A 19,815-nucleotide genomic window follows, 5' to 3' on the forward strand; every position below is an offset into this window, starting at 1 on the left:
GGTCCGGCGCCGCCGGGTCGTGCGCCGCCTGCGGTCCGCCGCCTGAGCCGTCCGTCGCCGTCGTCATCAAGGAGCGATCCGTCATGCGTAGATGGGCAGGGCCGTCGTGAGCACCCTGGCACCGCGGGTGGTGCTCGTGTCGCGGCGCAGCGAGCTCGACGAGCTGCTCGCCCGGCACGGCACCATGGCCGCCGCCGCGTACTTCCTCCGCCAGCGGGGCCGCGACCTGGACGAGGTCGCGGCCCGGCACGCCGCCCAGCAGGCCGCCCTCACCACCGCCGGCGCGGCCGTGCCCGCCGACTGGCGCCGCGGCCACCTCGACCGGGCCGACCTGTCGCGGTTCCTGTTCGCCCCGGAGGACGTCGTCGTCGCCGTCGGGCAGGACGGGCTCGTCGCCAACGTCGCCAAGTACCTCGACGGCCAGCCCGTCATCGGCGTCAACCCGGCCCCGGACCGGAACCCGGGGGTGCTCGTCCGCCATCCGCCGGACCGGCTGCGCCGGCTGCTGCGCGACCTGCCCGGCCTGCCCGTGCAGGAGCGCACGATGGTGTCCGCCGCCCTCGACGACGGCCAGGAGCTGCTCGGCCTCAACGAGATCTACTTCGGGCACGTCACCCACCAGTCGGCGCGCTACACACTGTCCACATCGGACGGCTCGCGGGAGCGCCACTCGTCGTCGGGCGTCGTCGTCGGTACGGGCACCGGCGCCACCGGCTGGTGCTCCTCCATCGCCCGGCAGCGCGCGGACGCCCCGTCACCACCGGCCCCGGGCGAGGCGGCCCTCACCTGGTTCGTCCGGGAGGCCTGGCCGTCACCGGCGACCGGGGTCACGCTGACCAGCGGCCGGCTCGACGGCGCGCAGACCCTGGAGCTGGCGAGCGAGGGCGAGGGCCTCGTCGTGTTCGCCGACGGCCTGGAGCCCGACCGCCTCGAACTGTCCTGGGGGCAGCGGGTCACCGTCGGCGTCGCCGCGCGAAAACTGCGTCTCGTCATGTGACCTGCGGTGTGACACCATGTCTGGCCATGATCCGTGAACGGCTCCACGACCACGCGGTGCTGCTGCACCGCCAGGGCAAGGACGACCCGCTGCCCGCAGGTGGCGAGCCGTACCCCGACGACCCGCGCCCCCGCACCGCGATCGGCCGCGACGCGCGGCGGGTCGGCGCGGACGTCGCCGCCATCCTCGACGCGCACTTCGCCTCGCCGGCCGCCGCGCCGCGGGCCCTCGTCGGCGCGTTCGACGAGGTGTACGTCCCGGTCCACGACAACGAGCACGTCGCCGCCGCGGCGCTGCGCGCGGGCCGCAAACGGGTCCGCCGCACGGGCCGGTGGCTGGTGCGTCACGGCGTCGACCGGCGCGAGGTGGCCGTCGGCCTGGCGCTGCTCGGCACCGAGGCGACGGCGTCGGACAAGGACATCGAGCTGATCCGCACGATCGGCCTGCTGTCCGCCGAGTTCGGCGCGCTCGCCGCCGAGTCGCTGCGCCACCGCGGCGACGCCGGCGTCGAGGCCCTGCTGTGGCTCGCCGAACGCACCCGCGGCTGGGGCCGCGTCCCCGTCATCGAGGCCCTCTGCGAGGTCGCCGTCCTGCCCGAGGTCCGGGCCTGGCTGCTGCGGCACGCCTGCGCCGGCGACGACCTCGACGCGGTCACCGCCGGCGCCGTCGCCACCGCCGCCCACCTGCACGCCGCGATCATCGCCGACGACGCCGACGACGAGCTCGTCGACCACACCGCCGCGCTGCTGCGCGCCATGGCCGACGGCACCGGCCAGGGCCTGACCCTCGCCGACTACCCGCCGGCCCGCTACGTGCTCGCCGCCCACGCCCGCCACCTGGCCCGCCAGAAGCCGACCTGGGCCCGGTACGCCGCGGCGGCCGTCATCGCCGACCGGATCGCCCGCCTGGAGCCCGAGCAGCTCGGCTGCACGAAGAAGCAGCGCGAGCGCCTCGTCGAACGCTACGAGAAGGTGCTCCGCCTGCGCCGCTGGCAGGCGACCGTGCCCCGCCGCAAGACCAAACCCAAGCGCAAGCGCGTCACCCGCCGCACCAGCCGCCGCTCGGCCCGCTGACGGTCCGCGAGGGTTTTCTGTCGTACCCCACTGGGATGATGACTGCCGTGGGCATTTGAGGGTGGGGTCCCGGTCCGACCGGCGCTTTCGGTCTCGGCGTCCGACGCGCGGGCCGGAATCCGTGACGACGGACCGCCTGCGCGCCGGCCGCGTGGTCACCGCCGGCCGCGTGGTCACCGCCGGCCGCGTGGTGTCCGGAAGCCAGCCCGGAGCGGTCCCGGGAGCAGCGCGCCGCGGCGGTCATCCGGGCGGACGAAGTTGGGCCGAGCAAGCGCGTCGCCGCGGGTCCACGCCGCCCGGCGACCCATCGGCACCGCGCCGGTGTGACACGGTCGCCGACCGTCTCGGTCGCGCCGGCCGCGCCGAGATCCGCGACGACGTCCGTGCCGAGGTCCGTGACGAGGTCCGTGACGAGGTCCGTGACGAGGTCCGTGCCGAGGTCCGTGCCGAGGTCCGTGCCGAGGTCCGTGGACCACAGCATGCTCGGCACGGCAGCCGGATACACCGGACCCGCTGACCGCGCTGCACGGCCCGGCCCGCCGGTAGATCCAGCCGCCCGGTGGCGGGCGCCTGAGCGGCCGGCTAGCGGCCGCGGGAGTGGCTCGACCGGGCCCGGAGCCAGCTGCGCGACAGTGTCGCCGCGATGCCGAACGCCGGCAGCACGGCGAAGAGCAGATGCGGTGGGGTCTTGTCCAACATGAACATCGCTGCGGCGAAGGCGGACCCGGCGCCGAGGAGCACCCACCACACGAGGTCCGCTCGCCTCATGGCGCGAGTGTAGGCGCGAGCGACCACCACGCCTCCTCGCCGTCACCGTTGCCGGCGCGGGCCGCCGCCGTCGACGCGGACCCCGTCGACACCGCGTCCCGGATGCGCCATACCGCGAACCCGGCCTTGAGACGGTCGAGCCCACCGGTGCGCCGATGCCTGCGCCGGCTACCGCGCGGCACCACGGCCACGTCAGGGTGCCGGGCACCGCCGGCTCGACGGCGGCGGCGGCGCGGGGTCAGGGGTGGTGCACGGCGTACCGGGTGACCTGGATGCCGCTCGGGAACGTGGTCGTCGACAGGTGCGACAGCGACAGCGGCACCGTGAACAGGGCCGGCCCCGAGGCGAGGACGAGCGGGTGGACGGCGAGGAGCAGCTCGTCGACGACCGGCCACAGCGGCGCCAGGGTCGCCGGGCCCGCGGAGAGGACGACGTCGCCGTCCAGGGCCGCCAGTTGCGGGGCGAGGTCGCCGCGCAGGACCGGGGCGGCGGCGAAGGTGGGGTCGTTGGTGAAGACCACTTTCCGCAGGCCGGACAGCAGGGTGCTGAACTCGACGTCGGCGGGGGTCAGGGTGTCCGCGCCGGGCGGGACCCGGCCGGCGGCGACCTCCTCCCACCAGGGGACGATCGCCTCGTAGTGGACGCGGCTCATGGCCCAGGTGCCGACGCCGCGGTAGCAGTCGTTGATGTGTGCCTGTTCCCGCTCGCCCCAGTCGAACGGCTGCCAGAACGTGCCGTCGGCGGTGGCGATGCGGTGGTCGAGGGTGGTCTGCATGTGCGCGACGATCCTGGTCATGACGGGTCCTTCGAGGGCGTGACGTTCTGGTTGAGGTGGAAGACGTTGCCGGGGTCGTAGCGGTCCTTCAGCGCGGTCAGCCGGGCCAGGTGCGCGGGCGGGTACGCGCGGCGCACCCCCGCCGGGCCCTCGTCCTCGAAGGCGCCGAGGGAGTTGACGTAGACGCCGCCGGCGTAGGGCTCCAGCAGGGCCGCCGCGGCCCGGGCCGCCGCACGGCGGGTGTCGTCCGACGCCGGGTCGGTCCACGACGTGCCGGCGCCGAACTCGAACATGGTGTCGCGGTGGCCGAACGCGGTCGCGTCGTGCGGCACGTCGGCGATCGCGCCGCCGTACCCCTGCAGGCCCGCGCCGCAGTGCTCACCGGCGGCGACGAAGGCGTCGACGGCCGCGTCGGGCAGCGACTTGAGGTAGTGCGAGCGGCCGTACCGGCGCAGCGCGTGCCGGCCCGAGCTGTCCTCGCGGCGCTGCAGCCGCAGGTACGACATGGGCCGCCGGGTCACCGAGCCGCCCTGGACGAACGCCGGCGAGTAGGACCCGGGGCCCACCCAGACGTAGCCGAGCGTGAGGGTGCCGGGGCCGCTGGACGCGGTGAAGGTCGCCTGCCGGGGCGCGGTCAGGTGCTCGTCGCGCCAGCGGCGCATCGCCGCGTGCCGGGCGGCGCCGGTGAACGTCGCCTCCACGACGAGCGCCGACGTGCCGGTGTCGTGCAGCGCGAACTCGAACCGGGTGACGACGCCGAAGTTGCCGCCGCCGCCCTTCAGCCCCCAGTAGAGGTCCGGTTGCGACCCGGCGTCGACGTGCAGCAGCTCGCCGTCGGCGATCACCAGGTCGTAGGACAGCACGTTGTCGCAGGCGAGGCCGTACCGGCGGGCGAGCCAGCCCATGCCGCCGCCGAGGGTGAGGCCGCCGACCCCGGTGTGGGAGACGTTGCCGGCGGTGGTGGCCAGGCCGTGCCGCTGGGCGGCGGCGTCGAGGGCGCCCAGCAGCGCGCCGCCCTGGACGGCCGCGCGGCGCCGCACCGGGTCGACGCGCACCCGGCCCATCGGGGTCAGGTCGATCATCAGGCCGCCGTCGGTGACACCGAACCCGGCCGCGCTGTGCCCGCCGCACCGCACCGACACCTCGAGGCCGCGGTCCCGGGCGGTGCGCACCGCGGCGGCCACGTCCCGGGCGGACCGGCACCGCACGATCATCGCCGGGCGGCGGTCGAACATCGCGTTCCACACCTGCCGGGCCTCGTCATAGCCGCGGTCGCCGGGCCGGAGCACCTGCGCGGTCGCTGTCGTCGTCATGCGTCGAGCTTCCCGCCCATTGGTCCTCGCGGTAAGGTCCGTTTTCGTGGCACGCGAGAGGACCAATCCGGAGCTGCTCGTCGCGCTCGACCCGGCCGGCGGGCCGCTGCACCGCCAGCTGGAGGCGGCGATCAGGGCCGGCATCCGCGGCGGCCGGCTCGTCGTGGGCAGCGCGCTGCCGTCCAGCCGGGCCCTCGCGGCGGCGCTGGGCGTCTCGCGTGGCGTGGTCGTCACCGCGTACGAGCAGCTGACCGCCGAGGGCTACCTGACCAGCCGCTCCGGGGGGTACACCACGATCGCCACGGGACCGGCGCCGGCGGTCGTGCCGGGGCCGGCGGCGGTGGCGCCGGCCCGGATCAGCTTCGGCTACGGGCGCACCGACGTGTCGCGGTTCCCCCGCGCGGCGTGGCTGCGCAGCGTCCGGCGGGTGCTGACGACCGCGCCCACCGACCGGCTCGGCTACACCAGCGGGCAGGGCACCCCCGAGCTGCGCGCCGCGCTCGCCGAGTACCTGAACCGGGTCCGCGGCACCGACGCCCGCCCTGACACGATCGTCGTCTGCGCCGGTTACGCCCAGGCGGCGAACCTGCTGATCCAGGTGCTCCACGCGGGCGGCGCGACCCGCCTCGCCGTGGAGGACCCGTCCGGCGAGGACGACGCCCGGCCCCTCGCCGTCGCCGCCGGCATGACCGTCACCGGCGTCCCCGTCGGCCCCGACGGCATCGACGTGACCGCCCTGGCCGCGGTGGACGCCGACGCGCTCGTGCTGACCCCGTCGCACCAGTGGCCGACCGGGGGTGTCCTGCCCGCCGCGGCCCGCGCCGCCGTCGTCCGGTGGGCCGCGGCCCGCGACGCGCTCGTCGTCGAGGACGACTACGACGCCGAGTACCGCTACGACCGGGCCGCCGTCGGCGCCATGCAGGGCCTCGCCCCGGACCGGGTCGCGTACGTCGGCTCGGCCAGCAAGACCCTCGCGCCCGGGCTGCGGCTCGGCTGGATGGTCCTGCCGGCGCACCTCGTCGCGCCCGTCGTCGCGGCGAAGGTCCTCGCCGACCGCGGCTCGCCGGCCCTCGACCAGCTGACCTTCGCCGACTTCCTCGGCAGCGGCGAGTTCGACCGGCACCTGCGGCGGATGCGTCCCCTGTACCGGCGCCGCCGCGACACCCTGCTGGCCGCCCTCGCCCGGCACCTGCCGCAGCTGCGGCCCGTCGGGATCGCGGCCGGCCAGCACCTCGTCGCGTGGCTGCCGCCGGGCCTGGCCGAGGAGGCGGTGGAGGCCGCCGCGCTGGCCGGGGGGCTCGCCGTGCACGGCGTCGGCCGGTTCCGCCTGGCGCCCGGCCCGCCGGGCCTGCTGTTCGGCTACGGCCACCTGTCCGAGGACGCCATCGAGGAGGGCGTCGCCATCCTCGCCGAGGCGCTCGACGGCCTCGATCGGCGGTGAGGCTCAGGCGGAGGCGCGCAGGATCAGCTCCGGGTTGAAGATGACCGAACGCGGCGAGCGGCCGGGCTCGCGGATGCGGGTGAGCAGCAGCTGCGCCATCTCCCCCGCCATCTCCTCGACCGGCTGGCGGACCGTGCTCAGCGGCGGGTGGCACTCCAGGGCGGCGGTGCTGTCGTCGAAACCGATGACCGCCACGTCGTCGGGGACCCGCCGACCCGCCTCCTGGAACACGCGCAGCGCGCCGTCGGCCATCAGGTCGTTGGCGACGAAGACGCCGTCGACCCCGGGGTGCTCGGCGAGCAGGGTGCGGGCGGCGCGCTCGCCGCCGCCGCGGGTGAAGTCGCCCTCGACGTAGGGGGCGTCGGCCTGGCCGTGCGCGGCGACGGCGGCCCGGAAGCCGGCGAGGCGGTCCTGGGCGGCGGGCATGTCGAGAGGGCCGGTGATGGTGGCGATGCGGCGGCGGCCGAGGCCGGCCAGGCGGTCGACGGCCAGGCGCACCCCGGCGCGCTGGTCGACGTCGACGAAGCTGGTGTGCACGGGGCGGCCGGGGCGGCACGACAGCACGCACGGCACGCCGAGGTCGACGAGCTGGCCGGGCAGCGGGTCGTCGACGTGGCTGGAGATGAGCAGGGCGCCGTCGACGTGGCCCTGGCGCAGGTAACGCAGCACGTGCTCGCGGGCGGGCGGGTCGGCCAGGAAGATGACCAGGTGGATGCCGAGCGGGCGGAGCACCTCCTGCGCGCCGGCGGTGACCCGGCCCAGGTACGGGTCCGTGAACGTGCGGGTGAGGAACGGCGTCTCGTACCCGCGGTTCTCCGGCTCCGACACCACCAGGGCGATCGAGTCGGTGCGGCGGGTGACGAGGGACCGGGCGGCGAGGTTCGGCACGTAGCCGGTGGCGGCGATCGCCCGCTCGACGGTGCGCCGCAGCTCCGGGTCGACGGTCTGCACCCCGTTGATCACGCGGGAGACCGTGGCGCGGGACACCCCGGCGTAGTTGGCGACCTGTTCCAGGGTCGGTGGTCGCGTGTCGCTGCCCGTCATGGTTCTCACGGTAGATCGTGCCCCCGCGCGGTGAGAAAAGGGAGCCGTGGATGGACGGCGGTCGAGGCACGTCCATCCACGGCCGGTTCCCAGGTGGTTACGCGCGCCCGTCGGCGCCGCACTTGACCTTCAGCCGGATGCAGTACGCGACCCGGCGGTCCATCTCGGCCTGCGGCCAGGCGTTGAAGAAGTCGCCGTGCATGGTGAACCCGGCACCCGAGCTGAGCCGGATGCGGGACGGGTCACCGTTGACCGGGTACCGCAGGACCTGGCGCAGCTTCGGCACCGGCACCGGGTGCGTCGCCGGGCAGGCCCCGTTGACCGGGTAGGCCATGTGGCTCTTGTGGTCGGCCGAGTCCAGGTCACGCCCGTTCCAGCACTGCGGGAAGTCCAGGTAGGACTCCAGCATCGAGTCGGCCGGGCAGTTGATGAAGTCCTTCCCCGCGCCGGCCTCGTTGTGGTGCAGGCAGGACCAGCGGGAGATGGTGGTCGCGTCGGGCGCGGTCGCCTTGGCGTTGCCGGCGACGATCCGCAGCCCGTACGGCAGCGACTGGGTCTGCTCGCGCACGGCGTCGCTGACCCCTTCACCGAGGTAGTAGAACGTGGTGATCACCGGCTCCTTCGCGACCCCGTCCTGGTACAGGGTCGGCACCCAGTACGAGGACTTGTCGACGGCCGGGTTGCAGTTGCTCGGGCCGTTGGCGAGGTCGTTGACCGTCGTGTTGCCGTTGGTGACGGTGCTGCCGAAGAAGCTGTGCATGTGCGACGCCCCCGGCAGCCCCGGGAAGACGATCGGGTCGTCCGGCAGCCGGTGGCTGAACGGGCAGTCGGCGAGGAACTCCGCGACCCGGACCGCGCCCGGCGGGATGGTGGTCGGGTTGCTGGTGGGGGTCGACCCGCCGGTCCCGAACACCTGGAACTCCCACAGCGACACGCCGTACTGCGTGGCCCGGCGGGTGGTGTTCAGCTTCACGTACCGGCCGGAGCCGGACACGTCGAGCGTCTGGACCCCGCCGGTGCTGTTCACCGTGGTGTTGATCGTCGTCCACGAGGCGCCGTCGGCCGACGTCTGGATGGTGAAGTCGCGGGCGTACGCGGCCTCCCAGTTCAGCACCACCTTGGTGATGGTGGCGGGCGCGCCCAGGTCGACCCGCAGCCACTGCGGGTCGCTGAACGCGCTCGACCACCGGGTGCCCCCGTTGCCGTCGACCGCGTTCGCGGCGGCGGCACCCCCGTTCTCCACCGAGGACGCCGTGACCGGCTTCCCCTGCGAGATCGGAATCTCGGCGGCGTCCGCCGAGAAAGCCCGCGTGGCGGCGTACGTACCGACCAGTGCGGTGAGCGCCAACCCGATCAGGGACTTCCTGACCAGGCCCCTCCCCAGGACCCGGGCGCTCACTTGTAGACCCGCACGTAGTCGACGTACATCCGGGACGGGAACGGCGTGGTCGCGTCGATCGGGCCCGGGAAGTCACCGCCGACCGCGAGGTTGAGGATCAGGTAGAACTGGTGGTCGTACACCCACGGGCCGCGGGTCGTCTCGACGGTGTCCTTGTTGGCGACCAGGATGATCTGGTTGTCGACGCGGAACGTCATGTGCTTGCTGTCCCACTCCGTCGAGTAGACGTGGTAGTCCAGCGACAGGTCGACCGTGGAGATCTTCTGGCCGTAGCCGCCACCGCCGTTGTAGGCCGGCGCGTGCAGGGTCGAGTAGACCTCGTTGGTGTTCTTGCCGAGGATCTCCATGATGTCGATCTCGCCGTTGTACGGCCAGGGGCGGCCGGTCAGGAAGTCGGTGCCCATCATCCAGAAGGCGGGCCACAGGCCGTTGCCCTTCGGGACCTTGATGCGGGCCTCGACGCGGCCGTACTGGGTGGAGAACTTGTTGCTGGTGTTGATCCGGCCCGAGGTGTAGTCGCGGCCGCCGAGGGTCTGCTTGCGGGCCTCGATGACCAGCGAGCCGCCCTGGATGGAGGTGTTCTCCAGGTTCGTGTAGTACTGGATCTCACCGTTCTGGCCGGTGCCCGGGTCGACCGTCCACTTGGACGTGTCGACGTTGGTGCCGGTGTTGAACTCGTCGGCCCAGACCAGGTTCGTGGCGGGGAACACCGGGTCGGCCGGGAACGCCGGCGGCTGGACCGGGTTGCCGCCGGTGCCGTACACCTTGAACTCCCACAGCGAGTAGCCGTAGCCGTTGGAGCGCTGGGTGCCGTACATCCGCACGTAGCGGCCGGTGCCGTTGACCGTCAGGGTCTCCCTGAAGCCCTTGCCGGTCGTGGTGGTGTAGATCGGCGTCCAGTTGACCGCGTCCGCCGACGTCTGGATCTGGTACGACACGGCGTACGCCGGGTCCCACTGCAGCACGACCTGCTTGATCTGCGCGGTCGCGCCGAGGTCGACGTAGATCCAGCCCGGGTCGACCCAGCCGTTCGTCGGGCTGGTCGCCCACCGGCTGGCGGGGTCGTTGTCGAACGCCTTGTCCGGGGTGCACGGGTTGCAGTTGCTGTCGTTCTGCGAGGTCGACGCGACGGCCGGCTTCTTGTACGACAGCAGGACGCTGGTGCCGGGCTGGCTCGGGCTCTGGCTCGGGCTCTGGCTCGGCTGGCTCGGGCTGCTGCTCGGCGTGTCGTTCGTGGTGGGCGGCGCGCCCGTCACGCGGACCTGGAACTCCCACAGCGAGTAGCCCCACTGGGTGGCCCGGGCGGTGCCGTTGAGCCGCACGTACCGGCCGGAGCCGGTGACCGTGAGCTCCTGCACGCCGCCGGTGCCGGTCGTGGTGCTGTAGATGTTCGTCCAGGTGGAGCCGTTGGTGGAGGTCTGGAGCTGGAACGCGGTCGCGTACGCCGTCTCCCAGTTCAGCGTCACGCCGCAGATGCTCTGGGTGGTGCCGAGGTCGACCTGGATCCACTGCGGGTCACCGGCGGCGCTGGACCAGCGGGTGCCGGTGTTGCCGTCGAACGCGGACGCGGCGGGCGTGCCGGCGTTCTCCGTCGAGGAGGCGGTGGCCGCCTTGCCCAGCGCGGCGTTGGTGGTGCCGCAGCCGGTGGGCGTGCTGCCGCCGTACACCTGGAACTCCCACAGCGAGACGCCGTACTGGGTGGCCCGGGCGGTCGTGTTGACCCGCACGTAGCGGCCCGAGCCGGTGACGGTCAGGCTCTGGATGCCGCCGGTGGAGGTCGTGGTGCTGTAGATGGTGGTCCAGGTGGAGCCGTTGCCGGAGGTCTGGATCTGGTACGCGGACGCGTAGGCCGCCTCCCAGTTCAGCGCGACCCGGGTGATGCTCTGCGTGGCGCCCAGGTCGACCTGGATCCACTGCGGGTCGCTGAAGGCGCTGGACCAGCGGGTCCCGGTGTTGCCGTCGGTGGCGTTGGAGGCGGGGGTGCCGGCGTTCTCCGTCGAGGACGCGGTGGTGGGCTTACCCTGCGACAGCAGGGTCTCCGCGGCGTCGGCGCGGGTCACGACCACGACGATGTAGGCGCACAGCATCGCGGCCACCGCGGTGGCGATGGCGCCGGCGCGCAGGGTGCGCCGGCCGGTCGTAAATCGTGAGAGACGTCGATGGCCGGGGGCGGGTGCCGACCAAGGCATAGGGAGCTCCATTCATGTCGCTCGGGTGACCAGTGTGTTGCGGAGGGATGAGAGAGCGCTCTCTCATCCGGTCACTGTGAACCCTTGCTCGAATCGTGTCAATGCTTCCACCCGAATGGGAGAGCGCTCTCCAAACATCGACTACCAGCAGCTCACGGCCGGTTGACGCTCCGTCGCGCAGTGACAAAGCCTGATGCGACCGGCGCGGGAGCGCTCTCCCCAGGTCAGCGCGCCGGGCGCCGCGGTGTTACGGACGGCGCATGATCCAGACCGGCAGCTCGTCACCGACGGTGAGGTGCTCGATCACGTCGAAGCCGACCCGGCGGTACACCTCGACGTTGCCCGGGTTGGAGGTCTCCAGCAGCGCGGGCAGCCCGTCGGCGGCGGCCCGCTCCAGCGCCGGCACCATGGCGGCCCGGGCCAGCCGCCGGCCGCGGTGCGCCGGATGGCACGCGAGCACCCCCAGGTACCAGCGCGGATGGGTCGGCATCACGGCGGCGACGGCGCGCTCGTACACGGCGAACCGGCCGGTCGGCTCGTGGCTGGACGGCGGCGCGTCGGGCCCATCCCACATGGCGACCGCGGCGCCGCCGTCGGCGACCCAGACGGTGCCGTGCCCGACCCTGGCGTCGAACAGCCCGCCGGCGATCGCCTCCGCCTCGCGCTGGAACGTGCTGTCGTCGGGGCAGAAGAACCGGAACGCGGGGTCGGCGGCGAACGCGGCGACGACGGTGGCGACCACCGCGGCACGGTGCGCGGGGGTCGCCACCTCGATGAGAGGTGTGGTCACGACCAGGTCATACCACGGATGATCTCGTCGAACGCCGAGTTTCCGACGCCCGCATCGACGGGCGCCATGGTGAAGCGGACCGTACCGTCGGCGGACCACCACCCGGCCCGCGGGCCGCCGGGGGCGCCGTAGACGTCGACCGTGCGGCCTCCGACGGTGACAGTGTGGTCGGCCGCGGTGAGCCGGGCACCGCCGTCCGGGTCCCAGCGGAAGGCCGACACCCCGAGGTCCGGGCCGCCGGGCCGGGTGAAGCGCAGCACCAGGATCGCGCCGCCGGCCCACACCGCGGGCAGCTCCGTCCAGCCGCCGGCGGCCAGGTCCGGCAGCTGCGTGTCGCGCACGACGACCCGCCGGCCGCCGGGGTCCCGGGCGTCCAGCACCGTCCGGTCGCCGACCGCCTGGGGCAGCACGAACGTGTGCGCGGCGGCCACCTCGTCGTCGCGGCAGCCGGTGTACGCCCCGGCGAGGAACACCGCGATGCCGTGCTCGCCCCAGTCGACCCGGTCGCCGGCCGGTTCCCGCGCGACGCACTTGCCGGGCAGCGGCGCGGCGTACACGGTGACGCGGGTGCCGGTCCGGTCGACGCGGGCGGTGTGCCACGGCACCCCCGTCACGACCGGGCCGGCCGGGCGGGGCGTCGACGCGGCCGGTCGCGGCGGCACCGGCGCCGGGTCCGGGCGGGCGACCGCCGCGCCGGCGAGGACCACCCCGGCCACGACCGCGGCGGCCGCCCATCCGGTGGCGCGGCGGCGGCGCACCCGGCGCCGGATCGCGGCCCGCGGCGGGGTCAGCAGCGGCGGCGGTACGGTGGCGAGCGCCCGCTCGAAGAGCTCGGTGACCCGCGTCTCGTCGCTCATCGCCGGGCCTCCTCGGTCAGCAGGGCCCGCAGCTGCGGGTCGTGGCGCAGGGCGGCGAGGGCCCGCGCGGTGTGCGACTTGACGGTCCCGACCCGCAGGCCGAGGACCCGCGCCGTGTCGGCCTCGGTGCAGTCGCCGTGGAAGCGCAGCATCAGCACCGCCCGCTGCTGGCGCGGCAGCCGGGCGAGGGCACCGGCGAGCAGATGGCGCAGCTCGACGCCCTCCAGCGCACCGTCGGCCGCCGCCCGCTCCGGCAGCCGCTCGGTCGGCAGCTCCCCCCGCCACCGCCGGCGCCACCAGCTCAGGTACGTGGTGGCCAGCATCGCGCGCAGGTACGCGTCGGGCGAGCCGTCACGGATGCGCGGCCAGCGGCCGTACGCGCGGGCCAGGACCGTCTGCACCAGGTCCTCGGCGCGGTGCCAGTCCTGGGTCAGCAGCCACGCCGCGCGCAGCAGCCGCGGCCACGCGGCGTTGACGTACGCCTCGAAGTCCTCCACCGGCACCCCTTCCCGGGCGGTCAACGACGCCGGCCCGGGAAATGGTTGTCACCGGCGGGCGGCCTCCACCTGGCGCAGGTACGCGGCGATCGCGTCACGGTTGCGGGCCAGGCACGCGATCCGGGCGTCCATCCGGTCGCGCTCCGCCTCCAGCAGCGCGACGAGCTCCTCGCTGGCGTCGGAGACGGTGATCGTGCACGGGTTGTCGGTGCACGGCAGGACCTCCCGGATGACCCTGGTCGGCAGGCCCGCGTCGAGCAGGCCACGGATCTGCTGCACCCGGTCGACGAGGTGCTCGGCGTAGTCGCGGTACCCGTTGGCGAGGCGCACCGGCGTGAGCAGCCCCTGCTCCTCGTAGTAGCGCAGCAGGCGGGCCGGGATACCCGTACGGCGCGACAACTCACCTATGCGCATGCTCACTCCCCCTTGACGTTCACACCAGTGTGAACCTCCGATGATCCGGGCATGCCGCTGCTCCTGCTGTCCCTGGCCCAGTTCCTGCTCGCCCTGGACTACTCCATCGTGTACGTGGCGCTGCCCGGCATCGCCGCCGACCTGGACCTGGACCTGGCCGCCGCCCAATGGGTGGTGAGCGCGTACGCGGTGCCGTTCGCCGGGTTCCTGCTGGTCGGCGGCCGGCTCGCGGACCGGGCCGGCGCGGGCCGGCTGTTCGTGGCCGCGGCCGCCGGGTTCGGCGTGGCGAGCGTCGCCGGCGGTCTCGCCGCCTCCGGCGGGGTGCTGCTCGGCGCCCGCTTCGCCCAGGGCGTGGCCGCGGCGCTGCTGCAGCCGGCGATCCTGGGCCTGCTCGGCACCATGTTCCCGGCCCGCTCCCGGGCGCTGTCGGTGTGGGGCGCCGTCGGCGCGTCCGGCCTCGCCGCGGGCGTCGTGCTCGGCGGCGTCCTGACCCGCGTCTCATGGCGGTGGACGTTCCTGGTCAACGTGCCGGTGACCGTGCTGTGCGCCGCCGGCGGCCTGCTGTGGCTGCGGGACCGGGCGGTCCACGGCGCCCGGGTGCCGCTGACCGGGTCGCTGCTCGGCACCGGCGCCGCGCTCGGTGCGGTGCTCGGCCTCACCCTCGGCGGCACCGCCGGCTGGACCGCCCCGGCGACCCTCGCCACGCTGCTGGCCACCGCCGCGTCCGCCACCGGCTTCGTGACCCACGAACGGCGCGCCGCCACCCCCTTGATCGAGCCGGCCCTGCGCGGCATCCGCAGCCTGCGGGTCGGCGTGGCGGCCACGGCGCTGTACATGGCCAGCGTCGGCGCCGAGTTCTACGTGGTGACCCTGCTGCTGCAGTCGGCGCGCGGCTACTCGCCGCTGCGGGCGGGCCTGGCGTTCCTGCCCCTGGCCGCCCTCGTCACCGTGGGCAGCGCCGTCACCGGCCGGGCGGTGCGCCGCTTCGGCAGCCCGGCGGTCCTGTCGGCCGGTTTCGCCCTGGCCGCCGCCGGTCTGGGCTGGCTGGCTCTGGCCGCCGGCGCCCCCTACGCCACCGGCCTGCTGCCGGGCCTGCTGGTCAGCGGCTTCGCCCACGGCATGGTCTACACCGCGATGTTCGTCCTCGGCGGCCGCGACGTCCCTCCACCCCACCAGTCCTCGGCCGGCGCGCTGCTCACCACGTCGCAGTACCTGTCCGGCGCCGTCACCGTCGCCGTGCTCACCCTCGTCCTCGCCGCCGGCTTCGGCTTCGGCGCCCTGTTCGCGGCGACGGCGGCCGCCGCCCTGACCGGCGCCGCCGTCACCGCCGGCCGGGGCCTGCTCGACCAGAAATGTCGTACCCGGCTGGTAGAACGGTTCCAGCACAGTTCAGAGGACCCGCCACCGCACCCCGCCCGGGCGGATGCGCAGGCGTGAGGCCACCGCGCCACGCCGACGCAGCAGTGCGCGCAGGGACGGCCGCCACGGGACCGGCCGCCGCGACGAGCACCCACCGCCCGGCACCCTGACCGCCAACCGCCGACCGACCGACCGCCGACCGACCGCCGACCTACCTGGTTGAGGACACCCAGTCGATCGGCCACGAAACCGGTCGCACCAGCGACGCGCGGAACCCCGCGGAATCCGGGGACCCACGCGACCACAACGAAGGGAGCCGTCTCCGGCGGAACGAAGGACGCCGTCCCGTGCGACTCGCGCGAGAAGGGTGGGGCCCTGTGCCGCCACAACGACACAGGACCCCAAGGAGTCACGACCGACCGGCGGCCACCGGCCGGCCCGGAGGATCGGACGACAGACCTCTCGCGAGGCTCGTCACCGCAACCCCCGGCCCTTTCCGATGCCGCGTGCCCGCGCGTGAGGCTGCCGCGCGCAGCGCAGGCAGTGCGAGCGCCAGCGAGCATGGGGGCTCCGGGGTGGGAACCCCTCCTGCTGCAAGCCGCCGTCACGGCGAGCGCCGGCAGCGTGCTGATGCGCCCGGACACTGGTGGAATCCACGCTGACGTCCCACCGGACCCGACCAGCGGTATCAGCGTGCGCCTGCAACGCGGTCAACACCGCCTGCCACGTCCCGTCCCGCTGCCACCGGCGGAACAACCAGTACAACGTCTGCCACGGCGCATACTCCGCCGGCACATCACGCCACGGCGCACCCACCCGGACCCGCCACCGGATCCCATCGATCAACTGCCGTCTGCTCCACTTCGGCGGCCGCCCACGCACCGACGCAGCAGGCAGCACCGCGGCCAGAACCGCCCACTGCGCGTCGCTGAGGTCATGCCGCCTCGCCACCGCTACGCTGGCCACGAGGTCTCCGGTGTATGAAGGTTTGCTTGGTCGCTAACCCACTTACCGGAGACCTCGCCACATCTCGATCAACGCCACACCGACGAACAGCCAGCCCGACGGCTTAGGCGCTGTACTCCTTCTTGTCGCCGGCCCACTGGGTGTGGAAGGTGCCGTCGCGGTCGGTGCGGCGGTACGTGTGGGCGCCGAAGTTGTCCCGCAGGCCCTGGATGAGCGCGGCCGGGAGGCGCTCGGCGCGCAGGCCGTCGAAGTAGGCCAGGGAGGACGAGAACGCCGGGGTGGGGATGCCGGCCTGGGCGGCGGCGACCACGACGCGGCGCCACGAGGGGACGCCGGCGTTGACGGCCTCGGCGAAGTACGGCGCGACCATGAGGCTCTTCAGCGACGGGTTCTCGTCGTACGCCTCGCGGATGCGGTTGAGGAACCGGGCGCGGATGATGCAGCCGCCGCGCCAGATGGTGGAGACGGCGCCGCGGTCGATGTTCCAGCCGAACTCGGCGCTGCCGGCCTCGATGTGGTCGAAGCCCTGGGCGTACGCGACGATCTTCGAGGCGTACAGGGCGAGCCGCACGTCCTCGATGAACTGGTCGCGGTCCTGCACGGTGAGGCCGCCCGAGGTGGACGGGAAGGCCTCGCGGGCGGCGGCGCGCTGCTCGGCGTGGCCGGACAGGGACCGAGCGAAGGTGGCCTCCGCGATGCCGGTGATCGGCACGCCGAGGTCCAGGGCGCTCTGCACGGTCCAGCGGCCGGTGCCCTTCTGCTCGGCCTGGTCGAGCACGATGTCGACGAACGCCTGACCGGTCTCGGCGTCGACGTGGCCGAGCACGTCGGCGGTGATCTCGATGAGGAACGACTCGAGGTCGCCGGTGTTCCAGGTGCGGAAGATGTCGGCGATCTGCGCCGGGGTGGCGCCGATGCCGGCCCGCAGCAGGTCGTACGCCTCGGCGATGAGCTGCATGTCGGCGTACTCGATGCCGTTGTGGACCATCTTCACGAAGTGCCCGGCGCCGTCGGGGCCGATGTGCACGCAGCAGGGCGTGCCGTCCACGACCGCGGCGATCTTCTCGAACATGGGGCCGAGCGTGCGGTACGACTCCGGCGAACCGCCCGGCATGATGGACGGGCCGAGCAGGGCGCCCTCCTCGCCGCCGGACACGCCGGTGCCGACGAAGTGCAGGTTGTGCGCGCGCAGCGCCTGCTCGCGGCGGCGGGTGTCGGCGAAGTGGGCGTTGCCGGCGTCGACGATCATGTCGCCGGGCTCCAGCAACGGGACCAGCTCGTCGATGACGGCGTCGGTGGGGCCGCCGGCCTTCACCATGATGATGACGGCGCGGGGGCGGGCCAGGGACGCGACGAAGTCGGCCATCGACTCGCTCGGCACGAACGTGCCCTCGTGCCCGAACTCGTCCACGAGCCGGCGGGTGCGCTCGTAGGAACGGTTGTGCACGGCGACGGCGTAACCGTTACGGGCCAGGTTGCGGGCCAGGTTACGTCCCATCACCGCAAGACCGGTCACGCCGATCTGAGCAAGGTCGGACATCTGAACCTCTCCAGTCAAAGACGATCTCGCCCCGACCGGCGATCACTACCCCGGGATCACGGTTCGAAGCGCACGTCGGACCAGGCTACCCGCCGACTGTCACGCCTCAGCACGGCACGGGCGAAGGTTTCCAGGATCCAGGGGCCGCGGACGCTGGCGCGCTCGTACCCGAGCAGCCGCCCCCACGCGCCGCGCACCACGATCACCGCGACGACCTCGGTGCCGTCGACCTCGAGGTCGGCGACCTTGCCGGTGAAGCCGTCGGCGAGGCGGACCCGGCGGCCGATGAGCTCACTCGCCCGCATCGGAGGATCCCGGAATGCGTCCCACCACGTGGTCGCGCAGCCACTGCTCGAGCAGCGGCTCGGCGAGCAGCTCGCGGCGCACGGTGAGGGTGACGGCGCTGTCGTGGGAGGCGACGAGGTCCCACGGGATGCGCAGCGGGTCGGGGTGCTCGCGGGGGTGGACCCGGCCGGCGACGCCGCTGATCCAGTCGCCGAGCCGCCCGCCGAGGCGGCGGCCGAGCGCCTGCGGCCCGGACAGCAGCGCCGCGACGTGCGGCACCCCGTCGACCTCCGTCAGCTCGACGTCGTCGACCTTGCCGACGGGTTCGCCGGCCAGGTCGACGATCTGGCGGTCGAGCAGCTCGAACCCGATGAGGAGCATGCTCAGCCTCCCATCCCGGTCATGATCGTCAAGGGGATCGCCGCGGCCGCGACGACGAGGATGACGCCCAGGTAGAGCACCCCGAGGGTGTTGCCGAGCCGGCCGTTGACGTGCTCGCCGAGGTACTGCCGGTCGTTGGCGACGACCAGGATCGGCAGGTACGTCAGCGGCAGGACGACCGCGCTGAGCACCAGGGTCGTCTCGGTCAGCAGGACCGGGTCGATCGTGGTGGCCAGGGCCGCGGTGCCGAGCAGGACGCTGACGAGGACCACGACGTGGAAGCGGGCGGCGTCGCGGGGCCGCAGCCGCTTGCCCCAGGACCAGCCGAAGTACTGCGCGACGGTGTACCCGGCGGACAGCCCGGTCTCCAGGGCGGCGCCGAACGTGGCGGCGAAGAAGCCGAGGATCGCCACGGCCAGGCCGAGCTTGCCCAGCGCCATGGCGACCGGCAGCGCGGTCTGCCCGAGGTCCTCGAGGCGCATGTCGAGGGGGTGGTAGACGACGGCGGCGGTGGCCATGAGCGCCAGGGACAGCAGGCCCCCGAGGGGGAACCCGACGAAGACGTTGGCCCGCGAGACGTTGAGGTCGCGGGTCGTCCAGCGTTCCTCGACGCCGCCGGAGGAGAAGAAGAACACCTCGTACGGGGTCATCGCGGCGGCGAACAGGGCGACGCCGGCGAACGCGTACGTGCCCCAGTTCTCCTGCCCCGCGGGGGCCGGGGTGCGGGCCTGGTCCCACAGCTGCGCCCAGTCGGTCGGCAGTTTCAGCAGCGCCACGACGAAGACGACGAGCGTGAGCCCGAGCAGGCCGAACACCCGTTCCATCGTCTCGAACCTCACCCGCCACAGCACGACCCAGCACACGAACGCGGCGACGGGCACGACGAGCAGGTAGTGCACGCTGGTGGCGAGCTGCACGGCGAGGGCGACGCCGCCGATCTCGGCGCCGAGGGTGAGGACGGTGACCAGGTACGACCCGGCGAGGTTCAGCAGCCCGACGCGGGGGCCGAGCCGCTCCCGGACCAGGTCGAACACGGGCCGCCCGCTGACCGCGGCGACCCGCCCGGCCATCTCGGCGTACACGCAGATGCCGAGCACGCCGACGAGCACGACCCAGGCCAGGGACATGCCGAAGCGGGAGCCGGCCTCGGAGTTGGCGACCATGTCGCCGATGTCGACGAAGCCGCCGATGGCGGTGAGGATGCCCAGGGTGATGGCGAGGAACTTCTTCACGCGTACCGGTCCAGGACGTCCGAGAGCCGGTCGGCCAGCGGTGGCAGCGCGTCCACGTCGACGGGGTGCGCGGCGGTGTCGCCGAGCCGTTGCAGTGCCTCGGTGAGCAGCGGCGCCAGCTCGTCGCGCAGCGCCCGCATGTCGTCGTCGGGCGGCGGCAGCTCGGCGAGCTTCGCGGCGGTCTTCGTGGTGCGCCGGGTGCCGTCGTCGAGCACGACGGTGACGTAGGGCTCGGTGGCCCGGCCGTCGCGCAGCGCGACCCCGGCGAGGTAGGCGGTGCGCAGCGCGTCGTGCGCGGACTGGGCGGCCTGCACCGCGGTGGTGCGGAACTCGTGCCGGTCCGGCGGCCGGGTCGATGCGTACGCACCGTAGCCGAGGACCGCGAGGACGAGCCCCGCGGCGATGAGGACGCTGCGTCGCATGCGGCGGTGGTACCCCCGGTGCGGGGCCACCCAAACGCGGTGGCAAAACGGGTGAAGCCGGTCGTAACCCTCC

At 73.8% G+C, this 19,815-nt stretch carries 19 protein-coding genes and 1 pseudogene; 4 read left to right on the forward strand and 16 right to left on the reverse strand.

Translation table 11 applies throughout. The features are described 5' to 3' along the window. Positions 1 to 106 precede the first annotated feature (106 nt). A complete protein-coding gene (locus tag OP18_RS36225; protein ID WP_211273774.1) occupies positions 107 to 997 on the forward strand; it encodes a hypothetical protein in 891 nt (296 codons plus the stop codon). A gap of 26 nt (positions 998 to 1,023) precedes the next feature. After that, positions 1,024 to 2,070: a hypothetical protein gene (locus OP18_RS36230; RefSeq protein WP_052387851.1), complete on the forward strand. Its 1,047-nt coding sequence runs from the start codon at positions 1,024 to 1,026 to the stop codon at positions 2,068 to 2,070. 582 nt (positions 2,071 to 2,652) lie between these two features. Here the strand turns inward: OP18_RS36230 and OP18_RS57925 are convergent. The 3 genes from OP18_RS57925 to OP18_RS36245 all read right to left on the reverse strand — a co-directional run bounded on the left by OP18_RS57925 (position 2,653) and on the right by OP18_RS36245 (position 4,926). After that, entirely contained in the window at positions 2,653 to 2,838 is a 186-nt protein-coding gene (locus tag OP18_RS57925; protein WP_156090038.1) for a hypothetical protein, read from the reverse strand. A 238-nt stretch (positions 2,839 to 3,076) separates the two neighbouring features. Continuing rightward, the gene (locus tag OP18_RS53550) at positions 3,077 to 3,634 is read right to left on the reverse strand and encodes a dihydrofolate reductase family protein (protein ID WP_052387852.1); all 558 of its coding nucleotides are present in this window, start codon (positions 3,632 to 3,634) and stop codon (positions 3,077 to 3,079) included. Continuing rightward, positions 3,631 to 4,926 (reverse strand): FAD-binding oxidoreductase, encoded by a 1,296-nt coding sequence (locus OP18_RS36245; protein ID WP_052387853.1) that lies wholly within the window; start codon positions 4,924 to 4,926, stop codon positions 3,631 to 3,633. Before OP18_RS36245 ends, OP18_RS53550 begins: the two co-directional genes overlap by 4 nt. A 46-nt stretch (positions 4,927 to 4,972) precedes the next feature. On the opposite strand from OP18_RS36245, the gene pdxR reads away from it, so the two are divergent. Further along, positions 4,973 to 6,367, forward strand: coding sequence for a MocR-like pyridoxine biosynthesis transcription factor PdxR (pdxR, locus tag OP18_RS36250; protein ID WP_033363677.1), 1,395 nt, complete (start codon positions 4,973 to 4,975; stop codon positions 6,365 to 6,367). 3 nt (positions 6,368 to 6,370) lie between these two features. Here the strand turns inward: pdxR and OP18_RS36255 are convergent, their stop codons facing one another. The 7 genes from OP18_RS36255 to OP18_RS36285 form a co-directional block, all read right to left on the reverse strand. Next, positions 6,371 to 7,411, reverse strand: coding sequence for a LacI family DNA-binding transcriptional regulator (locus tag OP18_RS36255; protein WP_033363678.1), 1,041 nt, complete (start codon positions 7,409 to 7,411; stop codon positions 6,371 to 6,373). Between the two features lie 97 nt (positions 7,412 to 7,508). Beyond that, entirely contained in the window at positions 7,509 to 8,810 is a 1,302-nt protein-coding gene (locus tag OP18_RS53555; protein WP_033363679.1) for a DUF1996 domain-containing protein, read from the reverse strand. After that, complete coding sequence (locus OP18_RS36265; protein WP_211273775.1) at positions 8,807 to 10,999, reverse strand: discoidin domain-containing protein; 2,193 nt, start codon at positions 10,997 to 10,999, stop codon at positions 8,807 to 8,809. Before OP18_RS36265 ends, OP18_RS53555 begins: the two co-directional genes overlap by 4 nt. Positions 11,000 to 11,246: 247 nt before the next feature. Next, positions 11,247 to 11,789: a GNAT family N-acetyltransferase gene (locus OP18_RS36270; RefSeq protein WP_033363681.1), complete on the reverse strand. Its 543-nt coding sequence runs from the start codon at positions 11,787 to 11,789 to the stop codon at positions 11,247 to 11,249. Then, positions 11,786 to 12,646, reverse strand: a complete 861-nt coding sequence (locus tag OP18_RS36275) for a hypothetical protein (RefSeq protein WP_033363682.1) — start codon at positions 12,644 to 12,646, stop codon at positions 11,786 to 11,788. Before OP18_RS36275 ends, OP18_RS36270 begins: the two co-directional genes overlap by 4 nt. After that, positions 12,643 to 13,143, reverse strand: coding sequence for a SigE family RNA polymerase sigma factor (locus OP18_RS36280; RefSeq protein WP_245635641.1), 501 nt, complete (start codon positions 13,141 to 13,143; stop codon positions 12,643 to 12,645). Before OP18_RS36280 ends, OP18_RS36275 begins: the two co-directional genes overlap by 4 nt. Before the next feature lie 48 nt (positions 13,144 to 13,191). After that, on the reverse strand, positions 13,192 to 13,557 hold the full coding sequence (locus OP18_RS36285) for a MerR family transcriptional regulator (protein WP_033363684.1): 366 nt from the start codon (positions 13,555 to 13,557) through the stop codon (positions 13,192 to 13,194). Between the two features lie 51 nt (positions 13,558 to 13,608). Here OP18_RS36285 and OP18_RS36290 point away from each other — a divergent pair, with 51 nt between their 5' ends. After that, positions 13,609 to 14,994: an MFS transporter gene (locus OP18_RS36290; RefSeq protein ID WP_063745687.1), complete on the forward strand. Its 1,386-nt coding sequence runs from the start codon at positions 13,609 to 13,611 to the stop codon at positions 14,992 to 14,994. Positions 14,995 to 15,362: 368 nt separating this feature from the next. On the opposite strand, the pseudogene OP18_RS51550 reads toward OP18_RS36290, so the two are convergent. The 6 genes and pseudogenes from OP18_RS51550 to OP18_RS36320 form a co-directional block, all read right to left on the reverse strand. Next, positions 15,363 to 15,882 (reverse strand): annotated as a pseudogene (locus OP18_RS51550) (IS5 family transposase); the annotation flags it as partial. 103 nt (positions 15,883 to 15,985) lie between these two features. Further along, positions 15,986 to 17,422 carry an NADP-dependent phosphogluconate dehydrogenase gene (gndA, locus tag OP18_RS36300; protein WP_033363685.1) on the reverse strand — a complete coding sequence of 479 codons (1,437 nt, stop codon included), beginning with the start codon at positions 17,420 to 17,422 and terminating at the stop codon, positions 15,986 to 15,988. A gap of 56 nt (positions 17,423 to 17,478) precedes the next feature. Further along, positions 17,479 to 17,727: a PRC-barrel domain-containing protein gene (locus OP18_RS36305; RefSeq protein WP_033363686.1), complete on the reverse strand. Its 249-nt coding sequence runs from the start codon at positions 17,725 to 17,727 to the stop codon at positions 17,479 to 17,481. Next, the gene (locus tag OP18_RS36310) at positions 17,714 to 18,088 is read right to left on the reverse strand and encodes a hypothetical protein (protein ID WP_033363687.1); all 375 of its coding nucleotides are present in this window, start codon (positions 18,086 to 18,088) and stop codon (positions 17,714 to 17,716) included. The genes OP18_RS36305 and OP18_RS36310 overlap by 14 nt, the downstream gene beginning before the upstream one ends. Positions 18,089 to 18,090: 2 nt before the next feature. Then, complete coding sequence (locus OP18_RS36315; RefSeq protein WP_033363688.1) at positions 18,091 to 19,320, reverse strand: NRAMP family divalent metal transporter; 1,230 nt, start codon at positions 19,318 to 19,320, stop codon at positions 18,091 to 18,093. Then, positions 19,317 to 19,742, reverse strand: a complete 426-nt coding sequence (locus OP18_RS36320; protein WP_156090040.1) for a hypothetical protein — start codon at positions 19,740 to 19,742, stop codon at positions 19,317 to 19,319. Before OP18_RS36320 ends, OP18_RS36315 begins: the two co-directional genes overlap by 4 nt. Positions 19,743 to 19,815 lie beyond the last annotated feature (73 nt).

The sequence above is a fragment of the Dactylosporangium aurantiacum genome (assembly GCF_000716715.1).
Taxonomy (GTDB): domain Bacteria; phylum Actinomycetota; class Actinomycetes; order Mycobacteriales; family Micromonosporaceae; genus Dactylosporangium; species Dactylosporangium aurantiacum.

Coding starts and splice junctions, on each gene's coding strand:
- OP18_RS36230 (WP_052387851.1), top strand. CDS start 1,024: ATGATCCGTGAACGGCTCCACGACCACGCGGTGCTGCTGCACCGCCAG.
- OP18_RS57925 (WP_156090038.1), bottom strand. CDS start 2,838: ATGAGGCGAGCGGACCTCGTGTGGTGGGTGCTCCTCGGCGCCGGGTCC.
- OP18_RS53550 (WP_052387852.1), bottom strand. CDS start 3,634: ATGACCAGGATCGTCGCGCACATGCAGACCACCCTCGACCACCGCATC.
- OP18_RS36245 (WP_052387853.1), bottom strand. CDS start 4,926: ATGACGACGACAGCGACCGCGCAGGTGCTCCGGCCCGGCGACCGCGGC.
- OP18_RS36255 (WP_033363678.1), bottom strand. CDS start 7,411: ATGACGGGCAGCGACACGCGACCACCGACCCTGGAACAGGTCGCCAAC.
- OP18_RS36265 (WP_211273775.1), bottom strand. CDS start 10,999: ATGCCTTGGTCGGCACCCGCCCCCGGCCATCGACGTCTCTCACGATTT.
- OP18_RS36275 (WP_033363682.1), bottom strand. CDS start 12,646: ATGAGCGACGAGACGCGGGTCACCGAGCTCTTCGAGCGGGCGCTCGCC.
- OP18_RS36285 (WP_033363684.1), bottom strand. CDS start 13,557: ATGCGCATAGGTGAGTTGTCGCGCCGTACGGGTATCCCGGCCCGCCTG.
- OP18_RS36290 (WP_063745687.1), top strand. CDS start 13,609: ATGCCGCTGCTCCTGCTGTCCCTGGCCCAGTTCCTGCTCGCCCTGGAC.
- gndA (WP_033363685.1), bottom strand. CDS start 17,422: ATGTCCGACCTTGCTCAGATCGGCGTGACCGGTCTTGCGGTGATGGGA.
- OP18_RS36305 (WP_033363686.1), bottom strand. CDS start 17,727: ATGCGGGCGAGTGAGCTCATCGGCCGCCGGGTCCGCCTCGCCGACGGC.
- OP18_RS36310 (WP_033363687.1), bottom strand. CDS start 18,088: ATGCTCCTCATCGGGTTCGAGCTGCTCGACCGCCAGATCGTCGACCTG.
- OP18_RS36320 (WP_156090040.1), bottom strand. CDS start 19,742: ATGCGACGCAGCGTCCTCATCGCCGCGGGGCTCGTCCTCGCGGTCCTC.